The sequence below is a fragment of the Thalassotalea sp. 1_MG-2023 genome (assembly GCF_030546745.1).
Classification (GTDB): domain Bacteria; phylum Pseudomonadota; class Gammaproteobacteria; order Enterobacterales; family Alteromonadaceae; genus Thalassotalea_C.
Genome location: NZ_JAUOPD010000024.1, coordinates 24207 through 50264, shown reverse-complemented (window position 1 = coordinate 50264; position 26058 = coordinate 24207). Strand labels below are relative to the sequence as shown.

At 37.2% G+C, this 26058-nt stretch carries 20 protein-coding genes; 9 read left to right on the top strand and 11 right to left on the bottom strand.

The window, feature by feature from the left end; translation table 11 throughout:
• Positions 1 to 646 precede the first annotated feature (646 nt).
• The 4 genes from Q4489_RS15270 to Q4489_RS15255 all read left to right on the top strand — a co-directional run bounded on the left by Q4489_RS15270 (position 647) and on the right by Q4489_RS15255 (position 2704).
• Positions 647 to 790: a hypothetical protein gene (locus Q4489_RS15270; RefSeq protein ID WP_175573142.1), complete on the top strand. Its 144-nt coding sequence runs from the start codon at positions 647 to 649 to the stop codon at positions 788 to 790.
• Entirely contained in the window at positions 777 to 941 is a 165-nt protein-coding gene (locus tag Q4489_RS15265) for a hypothetical protein (protein WP_303481888.1), read from the top strand. Before Q4489_RS15270 ends, Q4489_RS15265 begins: the two co-directional genes overlap by 14 nt.
• A 67-nt stretch (positions 942 to 1008) precedes the next feature.
• Complete coding sequence (locus Q4489_RS15260; protein ID WP_303481886.1) at positions 1009 to 1896, top strand: CPBP family intramembrane glutamic endopeptidase; 888 nt, start codon at positions 1009 to 1011, stop codon at positions 1894 to 1896.
• Positions 1897 to 2002: 106 nt separating this feature from the next.
• The gene (locus tag Q4489_RS15255) at positions 2003 to 2704 is read left to right on the top strand and encodes a CPBP family intramembrane glutamic endopeptidase (RefSeq protein ID WP_303481883.1); all 702 of its coding nucleotides are present in this window, start codon (positions 2003 to 2005) and stop codon (positions 2702 to 2704) included.
• Between the two features lie 133 nt (positions 2705 to 2837).
• Here Q4489_RS15255 and Q4489_RS15250 read toward each other — a convergent pair whose 3' ends face one another.
• Positions 2838 to 5462, bottom strand: a complete 2625-nt coding sequence (locus tag Q4489_RS15250; protein WP_303481880.1) for a TonB-dependent siderophore receptor — start codon at positions 5460 to 5462, stop codon at positions 2838 to 2840.
• 696 nt (positions 5463 to 6158) lie between these two features.
• Positions 6159 to 7481, bottom strand: coding sequence for a fumarylacetoacetase (gene fahA / locus Q4489_RS15245; RefSeq protein WP_303481877.1), 1323 nt, complete (start codon positions 7479 to 7481; stop codon positions 6159 to 6161).
• A gap of 327 nt (positions 7482 to 7808) precedes the next feature.
• Between fahA and Q4489_RS15240 the strand changes: the two genes are divergently transcribed.
• A complete protein-coding gene (locus tag Q4489_RS15240; protein WP_303481873.1) occupies positions 7809 to 9329 on the top strand; it encodes an HD domain-containing phosphohydrolase in 1521 nt (506 codons plus the stop codon).
• A gap of 40 nt (positions 9330 to 9369) precedes the next feature.
• On the opposite strand, the gene Q4489_RS15235 is transcribed toward Q4489_RS15240, so the two are convergent.
• The 6 genes from Q4489_RS15235 to Q4489_RS15210 form a co-directional block, all read right to left on the bottom strand.
• The gene (locus Q4489_RS15235) at positions 9370 to 10803 is read right to left on the bottom strand and encodes a sensor histidine kinase (RefSeq protein WP_303481870.1); all 1434 of its coding nucleotides are present in this window, start codon (positions 10801 to 10803) and stop codon (positions 9370 to 9372) included.
• A 99-nt stretch (positions 10804 to 10902) separates the two neighbouring features.
• Positions 10903 to 11208, bottom strand: a complete 306-nt coding sequence (locus tag Q4489_RS15230) for a DUF1289 domain-containing protein (protein ID WP_303481867.1) — start codon at positions 11206 to 11208, stop codon at positions 10903 to 10905.
• 65 nt (positions 11209 to 11273) lie between these two features.
• Positions 11274 to 12830, bottom strand: coding sequence for a SulP family inorganic anion transporter (locus tag Q4489_RS15225; protein ID WP_303481864.1), 1557 nt, complete (start codon positions 12828 to 12830; stop codon positions 11274 to 11276).
• 218 nt (positions 12831 to 13048) lie between these two features.
• Positions 13049 to 13711 (bottom strand): GntR family transcriptional regulator, encoded by a 663-nt coding sequence (locus Q4489_RS15220; RefSeq protein ID WP_303481860.1) that lies wholly within the window; start codon positions 13709 to 13711, stop codon positions 13049 to 13051.
• Positions 13712 to 13807: 96 nt separating this feature from the next.
• Positions 13808 to 15331, bottom strand: coding sequence for an aldehyde dehydrogenase (NADP(+)) (locus Q4489_RS15215; RefSeq protein WP_303481857.1), 1524 nt, complete (start codon positions 15329 to 15331; stop codon positions 13808 to 13810).
• A 49-nt stretch (positions 15332 to 15380) separates the two neighbouring features.
• The gene (locus Q4489_RS15210; protein WP_303481854.1) at positions 15381 to 16394 is read right to left on the bottom strand and encodes a 4-hydroxyproline epimerase; all 1014 of its coding nucleotides are present in this window, start codon (positions 16392 to 16394) and stop codon (positions 15381 to 15383) included.
• Positions 16395 to 16753: 359 nt separating this feature from the next.
• Between Q4489_RS15210 and Q4489_RS15205 the strand changes: the two genes are divergently transcribed.
• Both Q4489_RS15205 and Q4489_RS15200 read left to right on the top strand, forming a co-directional pair.
• On the top strand, positions 16754 to 17785 hold the full coding sequence (locus Q4489_RS15205) for a proline racemase family protein (RefSeq protein WP_303481853.1): 1032 nt from the start codon (positions 16754 to 16756) through the stop codon (positions 17783 to 17785).
• 4 nt (positions 17786 to 17789) lie between these two features.
• Entirely contained in the window at positions 17790 to 19049 is a 1260-nt protein-coding gene (locus Q4489_RS15200) for an FAD-binding oxidoreductase (protein WP_303481851.1), read from the top strand.
• Between the two features lie 63 nt (positions 19050 to 19112).
• Here the strand turns inward: Q4489_RS15200 and Q4489_RS15195 are convergent, their stop codons facing one another.
• On the bottom strand, positions 19113 to 20678 hold the full coding sequence (locus Q4489_RS15195; protein ID WP_303481848.1) for an ATP-binding protein: 1566 nt from the start codon (positions 20676 to 20678) through the stop codon (positions 19113 to 19115).
• Between the two features lie 133 nt (positions 20679 to 20811).
• Complete coding sequence (locus tag Q4489_RS15190; protein ID WP_303481845.1) at positions 20812 to 21768, bottom strand: ornithine cyclodeaminase family protein; 957 nt, start codon at positions 21766 to 21768, stop codon at positions 20812 to 20814.
• Between the two features lie 134 nt (positions 21769 to 21902).
• Here Q4489_RS15190 and Q4489_RS15185 point away from each other — a divergent pair, with 134 nt between their 5' ends.
• Both Q4489_RS15185 and Q4489_RS15180 read left to right on the top strand, forming a co-directional pair.
• On the top strand, positions 21903 to 23351 hold the full coding sequence (locus Q4489_RS15185) for an NAD-dependent succinate-semialdehyde dehydrogenase (RefSeq protein WP_303481840.1): 1449 nt from the start codon (positions 21903 to 21905) through the stop codon (positions 23349 to 23351).
• A gap of 373 nt (positions 23352 to 23724) precedes the next feature.
• Entirely contained in the window at positions 23725 to 25158 is a 1434-nt protein-coding gene (locus tag Q4489_RS15180; RefSeq protein ID WP_303481837.1) for an MATE family efflux transporter, read from the top strand.
• A gap of 336 nt (positions 25159 to 25494) precedes the next feature.
• Here Q4489_RS15180 and Q4489_RS15175 read toward each other — a convergent pair whose 3' ends face one another.
• Complete coding sequence (locus Q4489_RS15175; RefSeq protein WP_303481834.1) at positions 25495 to 25716, bottom strand: EF-hand domain-containing protein; 222 nt, start codon at positions 25714 to 25716, stop codon at positions 25495 to 25497.
• Between the last annotated feature and the right edge of the window lie 342 nt (positions 25717 to 26058).

The window sequence follows — 26058 nt, the reverse complement described above, 5'->3', positions numbered from 1 at the left end:
TCTTTTTGTCATTTAACACCTCAATAATTGGATTATATTCCATTATTAAAGTGTCCTGTTTAATTAAAGCAGATCATAGTTATTTTTATTGCTCTTTTTACCATTATTTATGGAGTACTTTTTAAAACGAGTATCGGCATATACTTCCCGCTTGAAAAAGTAAAAGATAGCGATATTTATTAACGCTCTGCTTTAATTATTTCTCAAAAAATATCATTATTACTTTTGAAGTTTTTTTGTAAGTTGCAAATTCCAAACACCATAAAATGGCTTACGATTACAGTATATCGTCACCAACAACACGTTGAACACGTAATTACTTTAACTAAAAAACTAGTCGTTATTCATCACTTACAAGCGAAATAAAGTAAAGATACTCAATAATAGCTGAAGATTTTTGTTGTATTTTTATTAAAAACTATATTCAACTGCCTAATTAACTTAATGTTTTTAATTCACAACCTTTCTACAAGTACTAATCAAAAACATTCCTGTTAGACTTTCAATATTCTTGCTTCAAGACCATATTTGTCGCATTAAGAAGCTACTTAGCAATTCTTCTATTCCTGCGTCTGCAGGGTGGAGAATAACAGGCTAATTCAACATGGAATTAGTAAATTTAATTGAAACAAAAAGGAATTTAATTATGCGTGAATTAAGCATGAATGAATTAACCACTGTAAATGGTGGCGCAGCTCTAATCTTATGGACCATTTTACTTCTTGGCCATGAAGCACTAAACGAACTTGGAAGAGGCATCGGTGCTGGCGTTTACGATGCAACACATTAAGGAATCAACGATGAAAGAGCTAAATACAGATGAGATCAAAACTGTTAATGGTGGTGGTCTGATGCGAGAGATTGGTTATGAAATTGGCAGTGGATTAGCTGGAGAATGGGGTAAAGAGTTGGGTGGTTGGCTTTATGAGATAACTCATTAACCAGTCACCATGAAACCAGTGAGTGATTCGCTGGTTTCAAATAATTACGGAGGAAAGTATGTTAAACATGTTAAAAAAAAGCCCAATTGCAAGAATTGTTACACTGCTCATTCTTTCACAGATTATAGCAGGGTTGATACTTATTCCTTTCTTTAGCCTGAATATTATTAAACCTGATAATTATAATATAGAAACCATAGGCATTGAGTTAATGACACTCATTTTAATGTTACAAGCTGCGGCTAATATATTGTTAATTTATCAGCTACAAACAAACTATGATGGGCGGCCTTTTCATCAACTTGGTTTTTCTCGTGAAATGTTATTAAAGAAATTAGGTTTAGGATCAATAATAGGCATCATATCAATACTAGTCATTTATCTTACTTTATTTTTTTCAAATTATATTGAAACCTCGGTAAATACTTTGAATTTATATAGCTTTACTTTGTATTTCGGCTTTTTCTCAATAGTTGCTATCAATGAAGAACTTCTTGTAAGAGGCTACATTTTAAATAATTTATTAAAATCTCAACAAAAATATGTATCTATAATAATTTCAGCTTTAATTTTTATGCTTCTTCATTCTGGAAATAACGATGTATCCTTACTTAGTTTTGTGAACCTATTGTTAGTAGGTATTTTCTTAGGGTTATATTATGCACAATACAAAGATCTTTGGTTCCCTATTGGCTTCCATTTAACATGGAACTTTATGCAAGGTCCTGTTTTAGGATTTCCTGTAAGCGGTCTACCAATTGAGGGGATGTTAACGCAAAAATTAGCAGGTAGCTCAACATTAACTGGCGGAAGTTTTGGTTTAGAAGGCTCCTATCTAGTAATGACTCTACTAATACTCCTTTGTGCAATCCTTTGGTCTAAAGGTCATAAAAAGAACAAAAAACCTCAGAAACACCATCGGAAAATACTCAATAAACAATTAATTAAAAGATAAGAATTATATACTTAGAGTAAATAAAATAGACAAGACTGATTAGTTATTTGTGCTGTACTTACTAACAATTAACTTTGCCAATTTTAACTGTGAATGGACGCACAACATGACTAGCATTATCACTCAAAAAAGTAACACAATACCTACCAAACATAGTGAACTATCATCATTTCAATACCTTAAATGGTTTGTCATACTTATGATTGTACCCGCTATATTAAGCGATATGATTTTTTATTTTCTGTTAGAGATTGAATCGACAGATTTTCGTTTAGCAAGTTTGAAAACGGTATTTATGAATAACATTTTAGTGGCCGTGTTATCAATTCCATTCATTCATCATGTTTATAAACTCGACCCTAATATTATCTGTGTACAAAAACTACCGACAAAATACATTACTCGTATTATTATATTTTGTACATTCATCAGTATATGTTTTACCCTTTGCTATCAATTGTTTGAAATTGAGCAATCAAACTTTCTTGATGGAATTAGTGATACAGCGTTAAGCTTAATTTTAGGCTTTATTGTTGTTTGTCTCATAGCACCGATACTTGAAGAGATTCTATTTCGAGGGATACTGTTTGTTGGACTACAACGCTCAGGGTTGCACATTTCATTAGTACTGCTAATAACAACATCAATTTTCACTTTTATCCACGTACAATATGATGGTCCACAACTAGCCTATATTTTTGTTTACGGTGTATTACTCGGGATTGTTAGATACAAAACAAATAACATTCTTTTATGTATTGCAATTCATATGATACACAATATGTACAATCTATTTCTTTATCTTTAGCTATTTTGCCAACCTTGCAATGGGTAAAGAATTTTTATTATATAAACAACCACTTACAATGCATTAACTTGATTAATAATATCAAGATAAAAACCACGCAAAATAGCGTGGTTTTTATCGTTTAAATGTCGATCTAAAATTTATAAGTCGCTTTTACGTAATAAAAGGCGCCGTTATAATCAAACGGCCCACTTTCAAAGTACATTGCTCCCGCATAATCTTCACTTAATTCATAAGGAAGTTCTTCTGCTTCTTGATCAAAAATATTATTTGCTCCTGCAGATAATGTCCAAGAATCACTGAAGAAATAACTAATTTCTGCATCAAAAGTAACAGCAGCATCCGCATCGGCACTTGCACCGCCATCGTCAGCATGAACGGCCCAGTATTCTCCGTAATAGTTACCACGAATAAACATAGATATATCATCCCAAGATTGTGACATCGTTAACGTGCCACGATGCTCTGGAATGCCCTCTTCTAAACGACGAACTTTAACTTCACCCGTTGCGTCAGAAAATCTATCTACTTCCGTTTCATTAAAGTTATACGCTAAAGCAAATGCAGTATCCCCACCAAACAACTGCATTGAATAGTTTGCCACAATATCAAGGCCATTCGTGGTGGTATCAAAGTCATTCGCGAAGAAGGTAACACTAGAAATTGACTTATCCTCAATACCAAGTTGATCTAACACAGCTCGCGTCACTTCAAACTTGTCTGTTTGCTGAATACGATCTGTTACTTCTATTTGATATATATCTGCAGTTAAGAAGAAATCACCCTGTTGGTAAACTAAACCTGCAGCAAAACTTTTAGATTCTTCAGGTTCAAGCTCTTTACCGCCATAATACATAGATAACGGATTTGTCGGAGGGAATGTTGCTGATTGAACGAGTTCCCCTTCGACAAACGACGTTTGCGTATTTACAACGTTAGCTTGTCCCACTGTTGGTGCGCGAAACCCTGTGCTATGAGATCCTCGAACGGATAAATTATCTGTCAATTGATATTGCGCGGTTATTTTATAATTGGTTGTAGCACCAAAAGAATCAAAGTCTTCATACCTTAATGCGCCTCCTAATAAAAAATCATCTGTCATTTGGGCTTCTACATCAACGTATGCAGCAAAAGATCTACGTTCTTTTGTACCTTGAGATTCTGGACTAAAACCAGCAAAGCCATGAGAACCAACGCTAAACCCTTGAGATGCTAATACACCACTATCCCACGAAGCTCTTTCACCAGGCTTGATCTCAAAACTTTCTTCACGCCACTCAATGCCCATCGCCACGCTAGCATCGTCTTCTAAGCCCCAGTCAAAAGTTTTATTGATATCGAAATTAAACGTTTTTTCTAATTGAACATAACTACCTGTTTTGAAAGAAAGATCACCTTGCTCTGGTCCCATTGAAGGGTTCACGGTATTACGTAAGGTATATTCTGATTCATTGCGACCTACACCACCACTTAGATCAAAAAACCAACCGTCTAAAAAGCCTGATTTAAATTCACCGTCAACACCCATTGTTAACGAAGTATCATTAATATCACCCGTAAATTGAGGAGTGTAACCGCCGGGTAATAACTGGTTAAACGCCCAACAATTGTTATTATTTGCAACTTGTTGATAAGCAGAAGTATCAAGAATGTTTGGCACACTCGTATTATTAACATAGTCAACTAAGGTTACGTCAATTGGACAACCACTAATACTGTTACCACTACTATCTAAACCTTGTAAGTCTCCAACAAGCCATACTTTTCTTGTGGTATTCCCTTCACCGTCGCCATCAGGATCCCAAAAGAAATCGCTAACATCTTTACTAAAAACTCCCCCACGATTTTGTGGGTTTCGGTAATAATAACCACCGGTTGCAGTACGTTCAGAGTAGTTACCAAACATGTAAAATTGTTTATCATCTCCCAAATCTAGACCAACATTAGCGAATACCGTTATATCGTCATCAATTTCAGGATTCCCCCACACCATTGCAGGGTCATTAATATGAGTATTGCCCGCTTCACTAAGTGCTAACGCATCATTACGCTGTACGCTTCTACTAGTGGCATCAGCTGTTTTATATTGAAAACTTAAATTCGCGAAACCGTATTTAGTAAATGGCAATCCGATATTACCATCAACAGTCGTTGCGGCACCGTCACCTTCACCATATTCACCTCTACGAACAGATATAGAGCCACCGTCTGCATCGTCTTTTAATACAAAATTCATCACACCCGCTATCGCATCAGATCCATATTGAGCGGCTGCACCATCGCGCAATACCTCAACTTGTTTAAGCGCAATAGACGGAATAACAGAAATATCTGGCCCTTGTGCACCATCATTTACCCCACCCCCTTGAAAAGCAATGACAGAGGCGCGATGACGACGCTTACCGTTTACCAAGATTAATGTACTATCTGAGGAAAGGCCCCTTAAATTTATTGGCCTAATAAAAGATGCGGCATCTGATATTGGCTGTGCTCTAGCTGCAAACGAAGGCACTGCAGCTTGTAATTGATCAAGCATATCTGTTGATGCATTTTTTCCAAGCTCGTCTGCACCAACAATATCTACAGGAACCGGAGATTCTGCAACAGAACGCGGTGCTGAACGAGTGCCAACAACAGCAATTCGCTCAACCTCTTTTTCAGCATTAGACGATTCAGTTTCTTCAGCAAATGAGGGGGATGTACCAAGTGCTATACTAATAGCAAGTGCTAGCCTAGTAGCACGATTTAACTTAGACATATTATTTCCTTCCTGGCGTTTTAATTATTTACTTATTTACTTATTTAATTTTTATAGTTTTATCGATCTAGTCTATTCATGTTTAATCACGAATTCAGACCTATATTGGGTATAAGCTACGATTTAGGGGTTTACAAGTTTGCAGTTTTTAATTAACAACTTTTAATAATTCGTAATAAGCATTATGTATACAATATTAAATAGCTATAAGTGACTCATTGAATTCAATAAAGCTTGTAGAAAGCTTTATAAAACAAAGGTTATTAGTATTGAGGATAAAGAAGAGCTTTCAGTTAATGACGTAATTTATACTTTTAAAATTATAAAATATCGATATTAAAATGCTGAATAAAATAGCAAAAAAATCTTAAAAACACCCCAATAAAATGGGTGATAGATCCATAAAATAACCGAATTGATAAGAAAAAATAATGCTTGAATCATATATATAGGCTAGAAAAGTTTAAATTTATTCAAAAGTTAATATTAATATGATGCGTAAGTTTTATTGAAGGAGATTATAAAAAATAATCGAAATTACTGTGACAGTGAAGCGTTTTTAATAGAAGCGAATAATGCAAAAAACACATAAAGATAACACGAGCATGCATTGAACTTTTTCAGCAATATATTGCGCAAATCTTGCTAACAATTATGATCAAATTTCAACGAACGCTCGTGAGAGTGTTCACAAAACTATTCAGCGGGTAACACTAATGCCTCAACAGAGCCAAAGCCAATTCTTACCGCACCTGCTTTTTCACACCAACCTTTCATTACCACGTTGTCACCATCTTCTAAAAAGGTACGAGTTTCACCATTGGGTAAGTTAAAAGGCTCAGATCCTGCGTTAGATAGCTCGAGCAACGAGCCAGCTTCTTCTGGATTTGGCCCTGACTGAGTACCAGAACCAAACATATCACCAGCTCTTAAATTACAACCGTTAACCGTATGATGTGCCACCATTTGATTAACAGTCCAGTAAGAGTCATTAAAGTTAGATGTTGACAGTGGTGTAGCCTCTTGATTAGCAGCGCGCATTTTTTCAGTTTCAAGTAGCACTTGTAATTGAATGTTGTAAGCACCCGCTTCACGATTTTCTGCTGATTCCAAGTAATCCATAGGTTGTGGATCATCTGAATCACGCGTCCAAGCACCTCTGTATGGCATAAGCGCTTCCGTTGTGACTATCCAAGGAGAGATTGTTGAGGCGAAGCTTTTCGATAAAAATGGACCTAATGGTTGATATTCCCAGCCTTGTATATCGCGCGCTGACCAATCATTAAATAAACATAAACCAAATACATGATCATCTGCATTATCGATACTAATCGGTTCACCAAGCTCATTACCTTTACCAACAAAAATACCAACTTCAAGCTCATAATCTAAGCGTTTACAAGGGCCAAAACTCGGTTCTGTTGCCGTGGGTGCTTTAGTTTGCCCTTTAGGTCGTTTAAAACTACTACCTGAAATTGCAATCGAAGATGAGCGTCCATGATACCCAATAGGTACCCATTTATAGTTAGGTAATAATGGATTATCTGGACGAAACTTTTTACCGACAGAGGTTGCATGGTGAATTGAGGTATAGAAGTCGGTATAATCGCCAATATTGCATGGTAATGCATATTCAACATCTGACATATCTACTAGGCAATTTTCCAACACTTGTTGATGCGCAGAGCCTTCTGCTAATGCGTCAGATAGAACTTTTCTAAGCTCACTCCATGCTTCTTTACCCATTGCCATAAAATCATTTAATTGATCTTTTGCACAAGCAGAAATAGCTTCAGCGGCTAAGCCAGAAAAAACTTTTGCTTCTTTCACTGCAGCTAAATCTACTACTTTATCGCCAATCGCTACGCCACCTCGAAAAGACTCCTCATTGCCTTTTCTACGAAAAATAGCAAAAGGTAAGTTTTGAATCGGAAAATCACATTTATCTTGGTTAGCAGAGCTTACCCAGCTTTTTAGTGATGGATTATGCGTCGCATTTAACTTGAGATTAGATGACATTAAAACACTCCATAAGTCAGCATGTTACTATGGCTAGTAATCGTTAATAACATGCGATAAAATTTTTCTCATTATAACAGTGGCCGAAATAAACGCTATGTAGTGGGTTGAACTGCAAGATAATGTTTGTCACTGTTCTTTGCACATATATGTTTACACTACAGTATGATTATCAATACACTGACATATTAACCCGCCAAATCGTTTGTTTACATGGATCATGCAATAAACAATTGACTAATATTTAACATATCTCCTTATTTTCTTAGGCAAAATATTTAAGAGTACGCTATACATTAAAGTACCCTAACTTAAAACACACTTGTTATGCCTTTATCTTTTTTGTCACAAAAAGCAGCCGTAGACTCACCCCCATGGCGTGTTCTCATTGTTGATGATGAAGAAGATATTCATCAGATCACAAAAATGGCATTAAAACGCTTTGAATTAGATGAACGTAAACTCACTTTTTTGCATGCATATTCTGCAGAAGAAGCAAAAAAAGTGTTAATGGAAGAACAAGATATTGCGCTGGTATTTTTAGATGTAGTGATGGAAACAGACGATGCTGGATTATTGCTAGCCAAATGGATTCGCCAAGATCTCAATAATCAATTTTCCCGTATCGTTTTGCGCACAGGCCAACCCGGACAGGCCCCCGAAGAAAAAGTTATTGTCGAATTTGATATTAATGACTACAAAGAAAAAACAGAATTAGATCGTAAAAAACTATTCACAACTGTATTTACTGCACTGCGTGCTTATCGAGATATTATTGAAGTCGATAAAGCGCGAAAATATCAAGAACGATACCGTTCAGGCTTAGAACGCGTTATTGATGCAACAGGTAATGTGTTAGAGCAGCGTTCACTTAGAGAGTTTTTCAATGGGTTATTACAACAAATCATGTCTTTATTACAAATTAACCAACAAAGCATGCTACTGCAAGTTAAAGGTTTAGGGGCAATTTACACTGAAAATGATTTTCAAGTGATCGCAGAAATATCTAATAACGATGAAAACGTTGCTAAAAAGCAAGCATTTGAATACCTAAATTTAGCAATCAAAGAGAAGCGAAGTATATTTAAAAACAACGTGTTAGTTGGGTACTTTCCCAGTAATAGCGAGAAAATAAGCTTACTTTATTTAAGCGGTATTGAGTCACTGTCAGATATTGATGCGAAGCTTCTTGAAGTATTTTCAGGAAATATTAGCTTAGCGTTCGATAATTTATTACTTAATCGAGAGATTGTTGAAACTCAGGAAGAACTTATTTACCGTCTTGGTGATGTTGTAGAGTCTCGCTCCAATGAAGCAGGTAACCATATTCGCCGAATGGCTGAAGTATCTTATATGTTAGCGATCAAATCAGGCATGGATGTTTCTGAAGCTGAATTATTAAAACAAGCTGCTCCCATGCATGACATAGGTAAAATTTCCACTCCAGACCGTATTTTATTAAAACCAGGGAAGTTAACTGATGATGAAATGGATGAAATGAAGTTACATCCCACGATAGGTGAAAACATTCTTCATGGTTCTAAAAGGCCTATATTGCAAGCTGCCGCCATCATAGCAGCTCAACATCATGAAAAATTTGATGGTACAGGTTACCCCAGAGGGCTAGCTGGTGAAAATATCCATCTATTCGCACGTATTGTATCAGTTGCAGACGTATTCGATGCACTTACCCATAAACGTTGCTATAAAGATGCTTGGCCGCTCGAACAAGTACAATCTTTTTTGCGTGAGGCTGCTGGAACGCATCTTGATCCCAATATAGTTGGCATTATGTTAGAAAACATTGCTTTGGCCGTTGACATTAACCAAAAGTATCAAGATGTTTAGTTTTAAATCATGTTAACACTTAAATAGTCATAAAGTTTATTTATTCATCAGAAGAGTACGGTAGACTAATTAAATAAGCTAAACCTTTGCCTTCTTCACTTTTTACTTTAATTTTTCCCTTTAAAGATTGAACCAAATTATAAATTAAATGTGTTCCCAGACCACTTCCTCCTTGACCTCGCTTAGTCGTAAAGAAAGGTTCAAATAAACAAGACAATTGTTCGCCGGTTAATCCTTTTCCATTATCAGCGTAGTGAATATTAATCGCAGTTTTTTTACCTCGCACAACAATTTGTATACGGCCATGATCATGCTCAGCAAATCCATGAATAAGTGAGTTTAAGATCAAATTACTCAATATTTGTGATAATGCGCCTGCATTAATGTTCATGGTTATCTGCTCAGGGCATTCAACAATCACCTGATGATTGACTCGTTTTAATTTAGGTTTTAACGATAATAATATTTCATCAATATATGCCTTTACATTGATATTACGCGTTTCATTAGAAGACTGATCAACAGCAACCTGCTTAAAGCTTTTCACTAAAGCTGCGCCTCGTATCGTATTACTTTTTAGTATCGTTAACCCTTGTTCAAGTTCAGCAAAAAACTCTTGTAAGCTTTCTTCTGATAACGTTTGTTTTTCATAACTATTTTTAATAAAGTTAAATTCTTCCATCAAGTGGCTAACGCCGGTAACACAAATACCTAACGGCGTATTAATTTCATGAGCTATCCCCGCAACCAAACCACCTAATGAAGCCATCTTTTCTTTTTGCACCAATTCTTGCTGCGTAGTTTGTAAATGTTTAATGGTGATATTCAGTTGCTTATTTTGTTGCTTAAGTAACCGGTGTTGCTCGGCAAGCCTATGCTGTGCATCTCTTCGTTGACTTTCATTTACATGGCTTTCAATCGCACTAGCAAGTTGATTTGCAACAAAATTCAATACCTTTAAATCGTTGTCAGTATATAGGTTACTGTCTTGATATGTTTGAGCAACAATAACACCATGGAGTGTTTCTCCGCTAAGCATTGGTGCACCTATCCAACTAGTAAATTCGGCTGAACCCAATACGTCTTTTATCTTACCTTTCTCGATTAAGGCTTCAATACTACTTTGGTTCAAAAGTTGGGGGATTCTGGTTTTGATCACGTAAGAGGTTAACCCCTGATCTAAGGGAATTATTTCGCCGGTTAAGTCTTTCTCGTCAACGTCTTTTTCATCCACAAAATAAACAAGTTCAATATGTTGTTCTTCTTCATTTAAAAGCGCGATAAAAAAATTATTCGCTTCAATAACCGCATTGGTGATCTGATGCACTTGCTGATACAAACTTTGTAATTCAAGATCATCATGAGAAATTGACGCGATTTTAAATAAAGCATGCTGCAACTTTTCACTATAAGTAAGTGCCAGTAGCTCTTGCTCTAATTGTTGGTAACTTGGTTTAGTGTTTTGTTCACTCAATTAAACATTGCTCATTTACTATCTATATCATTTAAGAATAGACGAGAAATCAATAAGCGGCTTTAGAAACCATTTAACAAAATATAAGCGAACGTGGTATTACAGTTCAAAATCACCGAAATCTATATCGCTGTTGCTATCGAGTGACTTTTTACTAGGGGGGTCAAATAAAGAGGGCTGATCTTCATCAGTAGTATGTGGTTTTTCCTTCGCTTTGAGCTTGCCATCTTTTCGCTTTTTACGTTGAATACAGCGTTTAATGACTTTTTGTTTATCATCCGAAGTTAAATTTATCCACAGTTGTCTTTCATCGCGAGTACGCATGCATCCTAAGCAATAGCCTTTGTCATCTGATTGACAAATACCGATACAAGGGCTTGGAACATCAAAAAATTCTAATTGCATACGTCACGCAGTTAAGGGTCTATAGATTAACTATAACCTATAGACCTATTAAACAAAACTTTCGCTTAAGCAAGCTTATCACTGGCAATATGATAATCTGGATCTTCGATCACATTAACTTCTACCAAATCACCGGCTTTTTCCAACAACTCTAAACATTCATTACTTAAATGTTTCAAGTGCATTTTTTTACCTTGTGCAATATAACGCTCTGCAAGTGTGTCTATCGCTTCAATCGCTGAATGATCTGCAACACGTGAGTTTTTAAACTCGACAATGACATCGTCGCTATCTTTTTCAATGTCAAACTGTTCCAAAAAGCTTGATACAGAGCCAAAAAACAGTGGTCCGTTAACTTCGTAGACGGTAGAGCCTTGTTCATTTTCAAAGCGTTCAACAATAACGTGTTTTGCATGTTCCCAAGCAAATACTAAAGCTGAAACAATTACACCCACAACCACAGCGACAGCCAGATCAGTGGCAACTGTAACGCCAGAAACTAACACAATAACAAATGCATCAGCTTTTGGTACTTTGCGCATAATACGAAAGCTTGACCATTCAAAGGTTCCAATCACCACAATAAACATAACCCCTACCAGCGCCGCCAGCGGTATTTGTTCGATTAGCCCTGATGCAAATAAGATAAAGCAAAGCAATCCAAGTGCAGCAGTAATACCTGACGCACGGCCACGGCCACCTGAATTCACATTAATCATTGATTGGCCGATCATGGCACAACCACCCATACCACCAAAAAAGCCGTTGACCGTATTAGACATACCTTGAGCGACACATTCTTTATTGCCGCGTCCGCGAGTGCCTGTTAACTCATCGATTAACGTTAACGTTAACAATGACTCGATTAAACCAATAGCAGCAAGCACTAACGCAAATGGGAAAATAATGCGTAATGTTTCAAAATTAAACGGAACTTGAGGAATAGCAAACGTTGGTAAGCCTCCAGCAATAGAAGCAGCAGGATCATTTGTCATATCACGTAAATAATCAACAACAGTGCGAGCATCTAAATCTAAGCTTTGCGCCAGCACCGTAACCACAATAATCGCAACTAAAGAAGAAGGAACCGCTTTAGTTAATTTCGGTAAGAAATGTATAATACCCATGGTAAGTACGATTAAGCCAATCATGGTTGCTAATTGATTGCCTTGCATCCATACGAAAATGCCTTCACTGTTAGCGACTTTAAATTGGCCTAACTGAGCTAAGAAAATAACGATAGCTAAACCGTTCACAAAACCCAACATAACAGGGTGTGGTACTAATCGTATGAACTTACCCAGCCTAAATATACCCGCGAGTATCTGTAAAATACCGGTTAACACCACACAGGCAAATAAATACTCAACACCGTGAAGCGCGACAAGGCTGACCATAACAACAGCCATTGCACCAGTAGCACCTGAAATCATACCTGGACGTCCGCCAAAAATTGACGTAATTAAGCCAACCATAAAGGCCGCGTATAAACCAACTAATGGATCTACACCCGCAACAAATGCAAATGCAACTGCTTCTGGTACCAATGCTAAAGCAACAGTTAAACCAGATAAGACATCATTTTTTAAATTGCCAACTTTGCTGGCTTTTAGTTCAAACATGAGTTTCCCGTGTTTTGTAGGCTATGCCAAAAAGTCGGCAAATAAAATAATTAAAGAGTCGCTTACTATCTATAAAGCTTAGAAGAAAAGTATGAAAACAAGATGATAAGCGTTAAAAAGCGCGGGAATACTATAGACTCGAAGAGAAAAAGTCAATAAATGCTGATTTTTTAACCGTCAAAATCAGCATTTATTTTATTGATTTTAAATAGAAAATTTTAGCCATTTTCACGTTGCAATAAAAATTCTTTAATTTCGTCACGCGAGCCTAAAATATGTTGTTTCATTAACACCATAGCTTTTTCAATATCGCCTGACTTACATAACGCAAGTAATTCGTTATGTTCAGATTCTGCTTTGGAAATACCGCCCGCCCACAGTAAATGCATTCGAATATAACGATCAGCATTTTTATTCAGCATATTCACAAGTTCTTGTGTTTGTGGTCGATTAGCGCCTGAATATAAACAGTTGTGATAGTCAGAGTTTAATTCACTCCAAGTATTTGCTGCATTCTCTTTGCCTAAGGCTTTATCTAATTTACCAAGTAGTTGTGTTGCATGCTCTAGTGTTTCGTCACTCAGGTTAGGAATTGATGCAGCCAGTAGATCACACTCTAGCATTGCCCGTAATTCGAATAGTTCATCTACCTGTTCAATGTTTAATTCTGTCGCAGTAGCGCCTTTGTGCGGTTCAAACGCAACGAGTCCTTCAGCTTCTAATTGCAATAAGGCTTCCCTGACAGGAATTCGGCTAACATTTAATTCTTCAGCTAACGCAGCTTGACGTAATGGTTGGCCAGCCTTAATTTCACCATTAAGAATTTTTTCCCTTAAAGTCTCAACAACCAATTGGGTACGTGTTTTGTAAACTATGCTCATAAACGTTTTCCTACTTAAGATGGTGCCCATTATAAGCATTTGTGCATTAAAAAAAAGGAGCTAGTGAAATTAGCTCCTTTTCTTATCTAAATTTTATCAATTTTTTAACTGCTCAGGCAATAATTCCAATGGCATATTTTGATAACAAATCGGTCGTTGAAAACGTTTAATCGCTTCACTACCAACAGAAGTCGCTCTAATATCAGTTGACGCAGGAAATGGCCCGCCATGGTTCATTGATGCGCACACTTCAACACCAGTTGGCATTTGGTTGTATATTAAGCGCCCTACCTTATGTGCAAGTAATCTAGCAAGAGATTGACTTTGTGCTAAATCATCATTTATGGCATGAATACTCGCGGTTAAATTACCTTTTAATAATCGTGAAAATTCATACATTTCATCAAGTGTTTTCACCCGTACCATTAATGCGGAAGAACCAAAAACTTCTTCACTTAACATTTCAGTATTTTTAAACGTTGCGAAATCTGTATGAAATAAAGCCGCAGAGCAATGATGTTCGGCCCCCGACTTGCCTTGAGCAAGGAGCGAAACATTAGGTAACTTTTGCCATTGTGCAACTGTATTTTGATAGTTACCAGCAATCGCTGGCGTCAGCATAATGCCGGCTTCTGTATTAGCAACAGCTTCGGCTGCCGCTGCTTCAAACTCCTGACTACCTTCGCCTTCAACATACACCCAAATTCCAGGACTAGTACAAAATTGCCCTTGTCCCATCATTAACGAAGCAACAAGTGCTTGCGCCGTTGAAACAGCCTCAGCTTTCAACTTATTAGGCATAATAAATTGCGGATTGATACTGCCTAATTCACCATAAAAAGGAATGGGCTCTTCACGTTCGTTAATTTGTTTTTGCAAGATCATGCCAACACGCTCTGAACCAGTAAAGCCTACCGCTTTAACCAATGGATGTGTTACCACTTGACTTGCAATTGCGTAACTCTTCCCTTGCAGTAAAGAGAAAATGCCTGGGTGAAGTTGGCACTTAGCAATTGCACGGCTCATGGCTAGAGCGACTAACTCAGCAGTTCCTGGATGCGCAGCATGCGCTTTCATTACCACAGGACAGCCGGCAGCTAATGCCGACGCTGTGTCTCCGCCAGCAGTTGAAAATGCTAACGGAAAGTTACTTGCAGCAAATACACCAACAACCCCTAAAGGTAAATATCCTAAACGCGTATCAGGTTTAGGTAATGGTTGTCTATTATCATCAGCTAAATCTATCACACCTTGATATTCACCTGACTCAAGTAAATCCGCGAACAAACCTAACTGACCTACGGTTCTGCCTCGTTCACCTTGAATTCTCGCCGAAGGTAAGCCTGTTTCAGCACACGCCATGTCAACTAATTCATCGCCAAGCGCTAAAATTTCGTCGCCTATTGTTCGTAAAAAGTTAGCGCGTTGTAATGCAGGTAATACATGGTAACTTTCAAACGCTTGATTAGCTTGTTGAATTGCCGTTTCAACTTCTTGTTCAGTTGCATCAGCAAAGGTAGTTTGCATCGGTTTATTTTCAGCGGCATGAATTGCTGTAAAACCGCCTAAAGTATCACCAGACCATTCTCCGGCAATTAAATTTTTTCCTGAAATAGACATTTTGCCTCACTTTCGTTTCGTTGTGATTACTTTATTTAAATCAATTATCTTATTTAACTGTAAAACCAAATGCGTAAGGATCATCATCATCAATGGTGATACAGTTTTTACCAAATACTTTTGCCCAACCTTGAATACTGGGTTTAATAGCGAGTATTTCTTCATTAGCAATATTAAGCGTGACGGTACCTTCAATACGCCCAACAAATTGACTCCCTATATAGCTTTCATGAGTGAAGCTATCTCCTACTTTAAGTAACCCCTTAGCAAATAATTGTGCCATACGAGCACTTGTACCAGTACCGCATGGCGAACGATCAATTGCTTTATCTCCATAGAAAACGGCGTTCGCACCGTTTGAGCTTTCATGTTTTGGTGTGCCTGTCCATAGCACATGGCTGATACCGTTTACGGTTGGGTCTTCAGGGTGTTCACAAATTAATACTTCGCTGGCAACTTGGCGTATAACTGGGCTCCAACGTAATATATCTGCTGCACTCCAGTGTTCAATCCCAGGAAAATTCTCTTGCGGCTCCACGATTACGTAATAATTGCCGCCATAAGAGACATCAACAATTATTGTACCTAACTGAGGAATATCTAAAGCAATATTCTGATGAGCCAAATAAGCAGCAACATTGTAGATTTTGACAAACTCCACCTTATCGCCTTGCATACCGTATTCAACATTTACTTGCCCTGCTGGTACATCAATGATCAATTTCCCAGGAGTTTTTGGTGTTAATAAACCAGCTTCTAGCGCGGTTGTGACTGTACCAATAGTACCGTGGCCACACATAGGTAAACAGCCAGATGTTTCAATAAACAAAATTGAGGCATCAGCATTATTACTGCATGGAGGGTATAAAAAAGCACCAGACATCATGTCATGACCACGAGGTTCAAACATTAACCCTCGTCTTATCCAATCATATTGAGCTAAAAAACTTTGGCGTTTTTCACTCATTGATTTTCCAGCTAGCTCTGGGTGCCCGCTTGTCACTAAACGCACAGGGTTACCGCACGTATGTGCATCAATACAAAAAAATGTGCCTTTGTTCATTTAAGTCCTAAAATCATTAACTAACATTTAAGCGAGGTTACTTTCGCTTATAACAATACTTCATCGGTAACAATTTTCACCTACAGATAAGCAAGGCGACGATACCGTCAATACCTTCTTAAATAAGAGAATCTACCATGGTTTTCGTTGCCGAAAAGTTAATTGCAAAGCGTACGTTATATTGTGTTATTACCAGTGGGTAAACACCTCGCCAATTAATTTTCGTCATCTATTTTTACCACATAATGAAAAGGAACTAGCTTTTGTTATTAATTGCTAGAATCAACATAGAATATTGTATACAATTATTTCATCGAGACAAGTATAATATATAAAATTTTTTAATTTGAGCGTGAAAAATGCAGTTTAATCTTAACAAATTAACAGGTTACCAATCAGTAAAAACTATTGATATGCACACTGAAGGAGAGCCGCTACGGATTATTCTAGCTGGATATCCAGAGATAATAGGCAATACAATTTTAGCTAAGCGTCAATATGTTACCCAGCACTTAGATCATTTGCGCAAGTTTCTGATGTATGAACCAAGGGGACACGCTGATATGTACGGCGCATTAATTACCACTCCTTGTACATCTAATGCAGATTTCGGAATTTTATTCATGCACAATGAGGGTTACTCAAGCATGTGTGGTCATGGCATTCTCGCTGTTGTCTCTCTTGCTGTTGAAACCCAAGCAATCGAATTAAATAATAATACTAAGGATTATATTGGCATTGATACACCGGCTGGGTTAATAAAAGCTTACGTCAATGAACATAATAAAACGACACAAGTCAGCTTTGATAATGTGCCCGCTTTTGTAGAGGTAACCAATCAAACAATTTTTGTAGAAGGTATCGGTAATGTGAGTTTTGATATTGCCTATGGCGGTGCATATTATGTGTTTGTAGATGCTGATAAAATCTCTGTTTCATGTACACCAGAAAACCAACTTCAGTTGATCAATTTAGGGCAGACCATTAAAAAGCTAGTCGCAAAACAGTACCAAGTAAACCACCCTGTTGAACAAGATCTGAGCTTTATTTACGGCACCATTTTCTATTCAAATAAAACCACAGATGCAAAATCACACTCTCGACATGTATGCATCTTTGCCGACGGTGAAGTGGATCGTTCTCCAACTGGCACTGGTGTTTCAGCAAGAATTGCCTTACTAAATCACCAACAATTAGTCGATTTAGGTACACCTATTACGATTGAAAGTATCGTTAGTAGCAAAATGACCGTTAGTGCGACACAATCACTTGATTACCACGGTATTAATGCAGTGGTCCCTCGTGTCAGTGGGCGATCTTACATCACAGGAATTCACGAATTCCTACTAAATAAGCAAGATATTTTCCCGCAAGGCTTCTTATTAAGGTAAAGGCATGACAATAAATAACACCAAACAAGTCGCCATTATTGGTGCGGGGATCATTGGAATAAACTGCGCTATTGCATTACAAAAGCGTGGCTACGAAGTAACGATATTTGATCATCGCCCTGTAGGCGAAGGTTGTTCAAAAGCCAATGCTGGTCACTTTGCTACCGAACAAATATTCCCTCTTGCCGAATTTAGTTTACTCGGGCAGTTACCTTACATGTTGTTAAATCCGTTAGGGCCTGTGGCTATATCAATGCGCTATTTCCCTAAAGCAATACCTTGGTTTTGCCAGTTTATAGGTAATATGCGTAAATCAAAACGTGAAAAAAACACTAAAGCATTACGTTCATTAAATGAACGAGCGATTGCAAGCTATCAATTACTATTACAAGAAGCAAACGCTAGCGATTTATTTATAAATCAAGGCAGCTTATTAGTTTTTGAAAACACACCACTGGAGCAAATTAAGCAACAGCAACAACGCTACAAAGCGCAGAATGTCAAAGTTGAGCTTTTAAATAAAACTCAATTGAAGCAACTTGAACCCAACATTTCAGATAACATAAATTATGCGTTACATTTTACAGAAGTTGCACATACTTGTAATCCTTTAGCGTTAACTCAAGCATTGGCAAAATATGCACGTTCTATAGGTGTTAAACTATGCCAGGAAGAAGTGAGTGCGGTAAATCATTATGATCAAGGAATAAACCTTGTTACGGCGCATCAAACTCATTGTTTCGACAAACTTGTATTAGCTACTGGCGCTTGGTCGAAAAAATTTACCAGCGCATTAGGCTATCGCCTACCAATAGAAAGTGAAAGAGGCTATAGCTTAGATTTACCCAAAAACACAGCACATACTTTTTCGCGGCCCATAGCCTCTGCAGAAAGAAAGTTCATTATCACCCCAATGCGTGATGGTTTGCGCTTAGCAGGCACGGCTGAATTTGCGGGTCTTACTCAACCAATGAATGTAAAACGAGTAGAAATGCTCTACAACAATGCAAGTTATATTATTAAAGATATAATCAAACGAAAAGCAGTTAACTCAGAAGGATGGGTAGGTTGTAGACCCTCATTACCAGATTCATTACCTGTGATTGGCAAAGCACCTAAGCACGAAAATATTATTTTAGCATTAGGTCATCAGCATTTAGGCCTTACCTTAGGTGCTATTACTGGGACATTAGTAGGTCAAATTATCGATAACGACAAAACCGAGGTTGATATCAGGCCTTTTTGTATCAGTCGGTTTAATTAACAAAAGTACGCGCTTTTGATTGTTACGTATGTTTAAAGCTTAGCTTTTTATCTTCAAACGCATTTATGCAATGTGAGCTTTTTCGGCAATAGGTACTTTTACTTGAAAGCCACAGCCTTGCTCTGTAGCTAAACAGGTAATTGTGCCACCTAACTTCACAGTGACTAAATTATACACAATGTTCATTCCTAAGCCTGAACCACCTTGCCCGCGCTTGGTGGTTACAAACGGATCAAAAATACGTTTACGAATATCAGCAGACAGACCTTTTCCATCATCACGGTAAAGTAAGGTCAAAAAGCCATTTTTATTAGTGAATTCGATCCAAATTTCACCTTTATCCCTGTCTTCAAAACCATGAATATGTGAGTTTGTTAAAAAATTAGTTAAAATTTGATTCCAAGCACTAGGGTAAGTGACAAGATTTAATTGTTCGTCAACTGATAAATTAATCGTATAGTGTTTTCGTTTGAACAACGTTTTAACCGTATTAACTACATCATTCACATGCTGCGCTAAATTAATATTAATTTCAGGATCTGTGTGCTGTTCAACAGCCACAGATTTAAAACCTCTGATTAATTCAACGGCTTTATTTAAACTACGCTCTATTATTTCTTGGTATTCGACTAACAAAGCCAATGTATTGGTTAATTGCGCTTTTGTTAAGTTTTCACTTTCAACTGCGCCATTTAGTTCGATAACCTTTTCTTTTAATGCCGAAATAGAAGTAACACATATACCTAAAGGAGTATTAACTTCATGAGCAACACCTGCAACAAGCTGGCCTAATGACGCCATTTTCTCAGCTTGAACCAATTGATCTTTAGCTAAGGTTAAATCGTCTAATGATTGCTGTAATTGCTGATTACTTGCTGCAAGTTTAGCTGTACGATCGTACACCTTAATTTCTAACTCACCATTTAACTTGATTAGTGCATTTTCAGCTTCTTCAAGTTTCACAATGTCATTTTTCAATGCGATACGCATGTTATTAATAGCGTCAGCTAAATCATCAAGCTCGTCAGTGTGTTCATTTCTATGCTGTAAAACCAATGGTGTGTCTAGCGTATCCGTGCTAATTTTCTGAGAATATGAAGTAATATGATAAATATGACGGGTGACCACCCAGTGCACAATAAACATGATAAAGAACGCGACGATAAAGGTTTTTATCGATTCAGACATCACAATAAAACCCGCTTGTTCTCGAATATTTAGATATATATCTTCGTAATCTGATACGATTTTTATCACTCCAAGATCGTTCTCGCCATAAAAGATCGGATATTCAACCGTTTTCATTGCTTCAACTTGTGCATCACCATGCTGGTATATTTTGCCAAAACCCGTGGTTATCTCAACAAATTTCACATTAGGTAAATTAACAATCCCTTGAATTTGTTGCTTTACAAGTGGCGCATTAAAATCCCATAGACTGGTAGATATTGATTTAATATAACTCGATTCAATATTGTCCATTTGTTGATTCAAACGAACAATATCTTTTTGAAAAGCGGAGTATAGCTGTATAGAAATTGACACTAATGACAATAATGAGCTACATAATAGTATATAAATTAATACCCTACGGCTTAATTTATTATTAATAGAAACTGTCGAACTCATTTAAAATTAGCTTATATCCATCAGCGATAGCCTAATTAAAAGCAGCTAGGTGACGAAAGTCAACAAATACTCCTTTATATTACAAACTGTTAACATTGTTTATTAACTTCACTGACGCTAATCGTCTTGAATATCACTTCACTTTAAGTGCATTTACATGTTCTGCCACTAACTTAGCCGCAGCTAAATCTTCAAGTGCATGACCCACTGACTTAAAAAGCGTGATCTGTGAAGCACTGCGACTCACTACTTGTTCTTTCTTACACAACGAAAATAAATCAGCTTGGATATCGGAAAGTGTAATAACCCCATCAGCTAAAGGTATTGCTAAATCTCCTGTTTCTCTTAATGCACTTTCGATATTATCGACATAAATAGCTGCTCTTCTTACGCAATCATCATCCATCTCACGCATATCAGGGCGATAAGCGCCAACCATGTCTAAGTGTTGGCCAGGTACCAACCACTCACCTTTTATTAACGGTGACTGACTTAAAGTGGCACACGATATAATATCAGCATCTGCGATATTTCCTTCAATATCGCTAACAGCTTGACAATCAATTGCTAAATGCGCGACTTTATCGCAAATTAATTGCGCTTTTTCGAGCGTTCTCCCCCAAACTTTAACCTGTTTAATTGGTCTCACAGATGCATGCGCTTCAATAAGCTGCGATGCCAAAGTACCGGTACCAATAATCAACAACGTTTCACTGTCAGTACGAGATAAATAACTTGAGGCTAACGCTGAGGCTGCAGCTGTACGCTTAGCCGTTATTGCAGGTGCATCCATGATGGCAATTAATTGACCATCATCAACATCAAATAATAAATAACTACCCTGAATTGACGGTAAGTTTTTTGCAGCATTTTCTGGCGCAACAGTCACAAGCTTAACACCAGCCACTTCTCCTGATTGCCATGCGGGCATAATCAATAGCGTTGTTTCTCTGCTAGCTTTCGGATTCTCAATATCAAAATGTAAACGTGGGGGAACCGTAACATCACTGGCAAATGCATGTTCCAAAGCAGGAACTAATTTAGGAAATGTAAGAGCTTCATTTACCTTACTTGCGTCAATACTTAACATAAAAGCCTCTATAACAATTAATCACATCAATTATTGCATACTGTATACATTTAATAAATATATTCTTTTCTAGACTTTATAAACTATGCTCTGTTTGAGAAACTAACCGAAATGGAAATTGTACGGAGGTGAACATGAAAGATTTAAAAAACACCGAGTTACTGAAACACGGCTCGTTTATCAATGGCCAATGGCAAACATCTGATGATTGTTTTCCGGTTGTTAACCCAGCAACCAACGAAGTGATTTCTAAAGTAGCAGAGGCAACTGCTAGCCAAGTAGAACAAGCTATTACTGCCGCTAATACGGCTCAACCTTTATGGCAAGAAAAAACAAGCTACGAACGAGCAGCCAAACTACAGCGATGGGCAGCATTGATCAATGAACACAAAGACGACCTTGCCCTTATCATGACACGTGAGCAAGGCAAAACACTTGCTGATGCCGGTGGTGAAATCGCTTATGGAAAAAGTTTTATCGACTGGTTTGCCGAAGAGGCAAAACGCGTATATGGCGATACCATCTCAAAACATGCTGATAACAAAATGATCAGTGTTATTAAACAACCTGTTGGCGTAGTGGCAGCAATTACACCATGGAATTTCCCAACGGCAATGATCACCCGAAAAGCTGCAGCTGCATTAGCTGCAGGTTGTACTATTGTGATTAAACCTGCCTCAGAAACACCTTATAGCGCACTTGCATTAGCTGTGCTCGCTAAACAAGCAGGTATACCTGACGGCGTATTTAATATTGTCGTTGGCAAAGATTCTCGATCAATTGGTGAACAATTAACGCAGCACCCTTTAGTTAAAAAGTTTACTTTTACTGGCTCAACAAAAGTTGGAAAGTTGCTGAACAAACAATGTGCTGAATCAATTAAAAAAGTATCATTAGAACTAGGTGGCAACGCCCCTTTTATTGTCTACGATGATGCAGATATTTCCTTAGCAGTTAAGGCGTTAGTCGATGCTAAATTAAGAAATTGTGGCCAAACATGTATAAGCCCTAATAGAATTTACTTACATCGCCCTATTGCTGATGCGTTCAAAAAGCAATTAGTTGCAAGCTTAGAAAAAGTAACACAAGGCAACGGTGAAGCAGCAGAAAGCGATGTTGCCTGTTTAATACATCAAGAAGCAGCTGAAAATGTACACAAGTTAGTTGAATCTGCTAAAGCTGATGGTGGTAAAATATTGATTGGTGGATTATCGCAGTCTCCAGATTCAAGTTTTTTTCCGCTAACCGTGATTGATAATGTCACTCACAGTAGTGATATTACCCTATGCGAAATATTTGGCCCGGTATTTTCCTTAATTACGTTTGATGAACCTGAACAAGCCATTGAACAAGCTAACGATACCGAGTTTGGTTTAGCCAGTTATGTATTTAGTCAAAATATTAACCGATTACAACAAACTACAACCGCTTTAGACTATGGCATGATAGGTGTTAATGATACGGCAATTTCACATCCAATTGCGCCCTTTGGTGGTATTAAACACTCAGGCTTTGGCAAAGAAGGTTCTAAATATGGCCTTGATGATTACTTAATCATTAAAGCGATCACTTATGGTTTTTAATGCTTGAATCTAGACCTCAATAGGCATGAAAAAGTCGTTGACTTTAACAGCAACGACTGCCATTCTATTCTTCTATTCATAAATCCTCGGAGAGTAAGACAATGAACAATATAAACGCTATCGCTTCAGCTGATATTGTAGCTTCTGGGATCTTTTTTAGTTGTATCAATCCATCATAATCTTTCGGTTTTGATCTAAATTACATTACAATTCAAAGACTCATCGACCTATATTTAACACTTTAAACACCTGTTAAGTAATGACTTAATCTGTGTCGTTGAGAAAATCGATCCCATCTATATTTTAGTCAATTCACTTTATTTATATAGCTATATAAATGAAATATTCGTAAACACGGAAAAGGTTTAACGTTTTGACCACAGAACATAATAATTTAACAACACCTCCAGCGATAAAAAGAAAAGTCAGTATTTTTGCTCTTTTCAAACAAGCTTTAAAGGGTGGACATCAAGATTTAACCTCAGGTTCAATTGGCGTAGCTGCCTTTATTCTGGCAGTACCTATGGTACTTGAAATGCTTATGGAGTCGATATTTGCTATTACCGACATCTTTTTTGTTTCAGGTTTAGGTGCAGAAGCTGTTGCTGTAGTAGGTCTTACAGAAGCAGTGTTAACACTGTTGTACGCTGTTGCTATTGGTTTGAGCATGGCGGTCACGGCAACTATCGCACGTAGATATGGCGAGAAAAATGTCCAGCAAGCAAATGCAGTAGCAGGGCAAACCCTCTGGATCGGTTTGGCTGTTGCGCTAATTGTCGGCTTCATCGGGTTAAATTTTGCAGAAGATATTCTTATTTTAATGGGCGGCAATGACGCCATTGTTGCTGCAGGTAAGAGCTATACCACTATCATGTTAACTGGCTCGATCACGATTTTGTACTTATTTTTAATGAATGCAATATTCCGCGGTGCTGGAGATGCCTCAGTAGCAATGCGGTCTTTATGGTTAGCAAATGGTATTAATATCGTACTTGATCCGATGTTAATTTACGGCATTGGACCATTCCCTGAAATGGGCTTAACCGGTGCTGCAGTTGCCACCACGATTGGTAGAGGCGTAGGTGTTTTATATCAATTAAACCACTTATTTGGTATTGCTGGCCGCATTCAAATAAACATAAAGCATTTAATTGTAAAATTAAGTTTAATTAAACAATTACTGAGTTTATCATTTTTTGGCGTTATTCAATTTTTAATTGCTACCGCAAGCTGGATTGCATTAGTTAGAATTGTTTCAACTTACGGCAGTGAGGCAACAGCAGGGTATACCATTGCAATACGTATTTTTATGTTTGCAATTCTACCTGCATGGGGGCTTAGTAATGCTGTAGCAACGTTGGTAGGTCAAAACCTAGGCGCTGATAAACCCGACCGAGCTGAGTCATCAGTAAAGCGTATCGCTAAATATAATATTTACTATATGGTAGGTGTTGCTGTGGTTTTTTTAGTCATACCTAAACAAATTATTGGTTTATTTTCACAAGATCCATTAGTGATTCAATATGGTGTTGACTGCTTGAGATTGATCAGTCTTGGGAACGGATTCTTCGCACTTGGCATGATCTTAGTACAAGCTTTTAACGGCGCAGGAGATACAAAAACCCCTACGAAAGTTAACTTACTATGCTACTGGCTAATTCAAATTCCATTAGCCTATAGTTTAGCTAAGTTACTTGCATTCGGGCCAAACGGTGTTTTTCTCTCAGTTACAATAGCACAAGCAGTTTTTGCTTATGTAGGCTGGAAGTTATTTAATAAAGGCTTGTGGAAACTAAAAGTTGTTTAAATGTAAGAAATAACAAACTAAAAGCTGCCTTTAAATTTATGACTTAAAGGCAGCTAATCATCTATCAATCGTATTATTTGAAATACTAGTACTGGTTGGGAATTACAAATACAAGGTAAATACTTAATACTAAGTAACCTCAACCAGTGTAAGAAGTATCAATAAATCAAATCAAACTACAAAATCCATTTTTTAAATTTGAAGTTATCTCGTTAACCTAACGTTAAAGTAGGTTGAAGAAACGATAGCCCCCTACATTCTTCAACCTATTTAATCTCAGTAAAATGATAACTATCGATATCTATGACTTACACTAAGCCGAGGTTAAATAATAAATTATTCACCTGAAAAGTTTGCGAACTCTTCTTTGCTTAATTCACCGTCAGCATTAGTGTCTAATTCATTAAATTGTTCAGCTAGTGCAGCGTCCACTTTTGCTTCTGTTGCACTTATAACACCATTACCATCAATGTCATACTTGTCAAAGTCTGAACCAGCATATGCATTAATAGAAGCTAACATCATTACAGTTGATAAAATAATCGCTAAATTTTTCATAATTTTTTCCTCTAACTCATTGCTTAAATAATTAAGTAAATTTTCTTTAACACTTAGATAAGGCAAATAACTTTGTGCTTGCCATTATTTTTCAGTGCTTCAATTAGAATGTATCAACTTTGGTGCCAACATTATAAAAACACATAAAATCAACAACTTGAAAATAAGAGAAAGAATTATTTATCAGAAAGTAAGAAAAACCCATCAAAAAGTGTTGCTTCTAGGGGACACCCATAAAGAACCAAAATAAAAATTACAATATTTTCAGTAACTTGCAGTGTTGCTCATTAGAGACAGATAAAAAAGAAGGTATTTAATCTTGCTTTTGATAAAACAAGTGAG

What these genes read in the sequence shown, in the direction of transcription:
- Q4489_RS15270 (WP_175573142.1), top strand. Translation starts at nt 647, where the DNA reads ATGCGTGAATTAAGCATGAATGAATTAACCACTGTAAATGGTGGCGCA.
- Q4489_RS15265 (WP_303481888.1), top strand. Translation starts at nt 777, where the DNA reads ATGCAACACATTAAGGAATCAACGATGAAAGAGCTAAATACAGATGAG.
- Q4489_RS15260 (WP_303481886.1), top strand. Translation starts at nt 1,009, where the DNA reads ATGTTAAAAAAAAGCCCAATTGCAAGAATTGTTACACTGCTCATTCTT.
- Q4489_RS15255 (WP_303481883.1), top strand. Translation starts at nt 2,003, where the DNA reads ATGACTAGCATTATCACTCAAAAAAGTAACACAATACCTACCAAACAT.
- Q4489_RS15250 (WP_303481880.1), bottom strand. Translation starts at nt 5,462, where the DNA reads ATGTCTAAGTTAAATCGTGCTACTAGGCTAGCACTTGCTATTAGTATA.
- fahA (WP_303481877.1), bottom strand. Translation starts at nt 7,481, where the DNA reads ATGTCATCTAATCTCAAGTTAAATGCGACGCATAATCCATCACTAAAA.
- Q4489_RS15240 (WP_303481873.1), top strand. Translation starts at nt 7,809, where the DNA reads ATGCCTTTATCTTTTTTGTCACAAAAAGCAGCCGTAGACTCACCCCCA.
- Q4489_RS15230 (WP_303481867.1), bottom strand. Translation starts at nt 11,208, where the DNA reads ATGCAATTAGAATTTTTTGATGTTCCAAGCCCTTGTATCGGTATTTGT.
- Q4489_RS15225 (WP_303481864.1), bottom strand. Translation starts at nt 12,830, where the DNA reads ATGTTTGAACTAAAAGCCAGCAAAGTTGGCAATTTAAAAAATGATGTC.
- Q4489_RS15220 (WP_303481860.1), bottom strand. Translation starts at nt 13,711, where the DNA reads ATGAGCATAGTTTACAAAACACGTACCCAATTGGTTGTTGAGACTTTA.
- Q4489_RS15215 (WP_303481857.1), bottom strand. Translation starts at nt 15,331, where the DNA reads ATGTCTATTTCAGGAAAAAATTTAATTGCCGGAGAATGGTCTGGTGAT.
- Q4489_RS15210 (WP_303481854.1), bottom strand. Translation starts at nt 16,394, where the DNA reads ATGAACAAAGGCACATTTTTTTGTATTGATGCACATACGTGCGGTAAC.
- Q4489_RS15205 (WP_303481853.1), top strand. Translation starts at nt 16,754, where the DNA reads ATGCAGTTTAATCTTAACAAATTAACAGGTTACCAATCAGTAAAAACT.
- Q4489_RS15200 (WP_303481851.1), top strand. Translation starts at nt 17,790, where the DNA reads ATGACAATAAATAACACCAAACAAGTCGCCATTATTGGTGCGGGGATC.
- Q4489_RS15195 (WP_303481848.1), bottom strand. Translation starts at nt 20,678, where the DNA reads ATGAGTTCGACAGTTTCTATTAATAATAAATTAAGCCGTAGGGTATTA.
- Q4489_RS15190 (WP_303481845.1), bottom strand. Translation starts at nt 21,768, where the DNA reads ATGTTAAGTATTGACGCAAGTAAGGTAAATGAAGCTCTTACATTTCCT.
- Q4489_RS15185 (WP_303481840.1), top strand. Translation starts at nt 21,903, where the DNA reads ATGAAAGATTTAAAAAACACCGAGTTACTGAAACACGGCTCGTTTATC.
- Q4489_RS15175 (WP_303481834.1), bottom strand. Translation starts at nt 25,716, where the DNA reads ATGAAAAATTTAGCGATTATTTTATCAACTGTAATGATGTTAGCTTCT.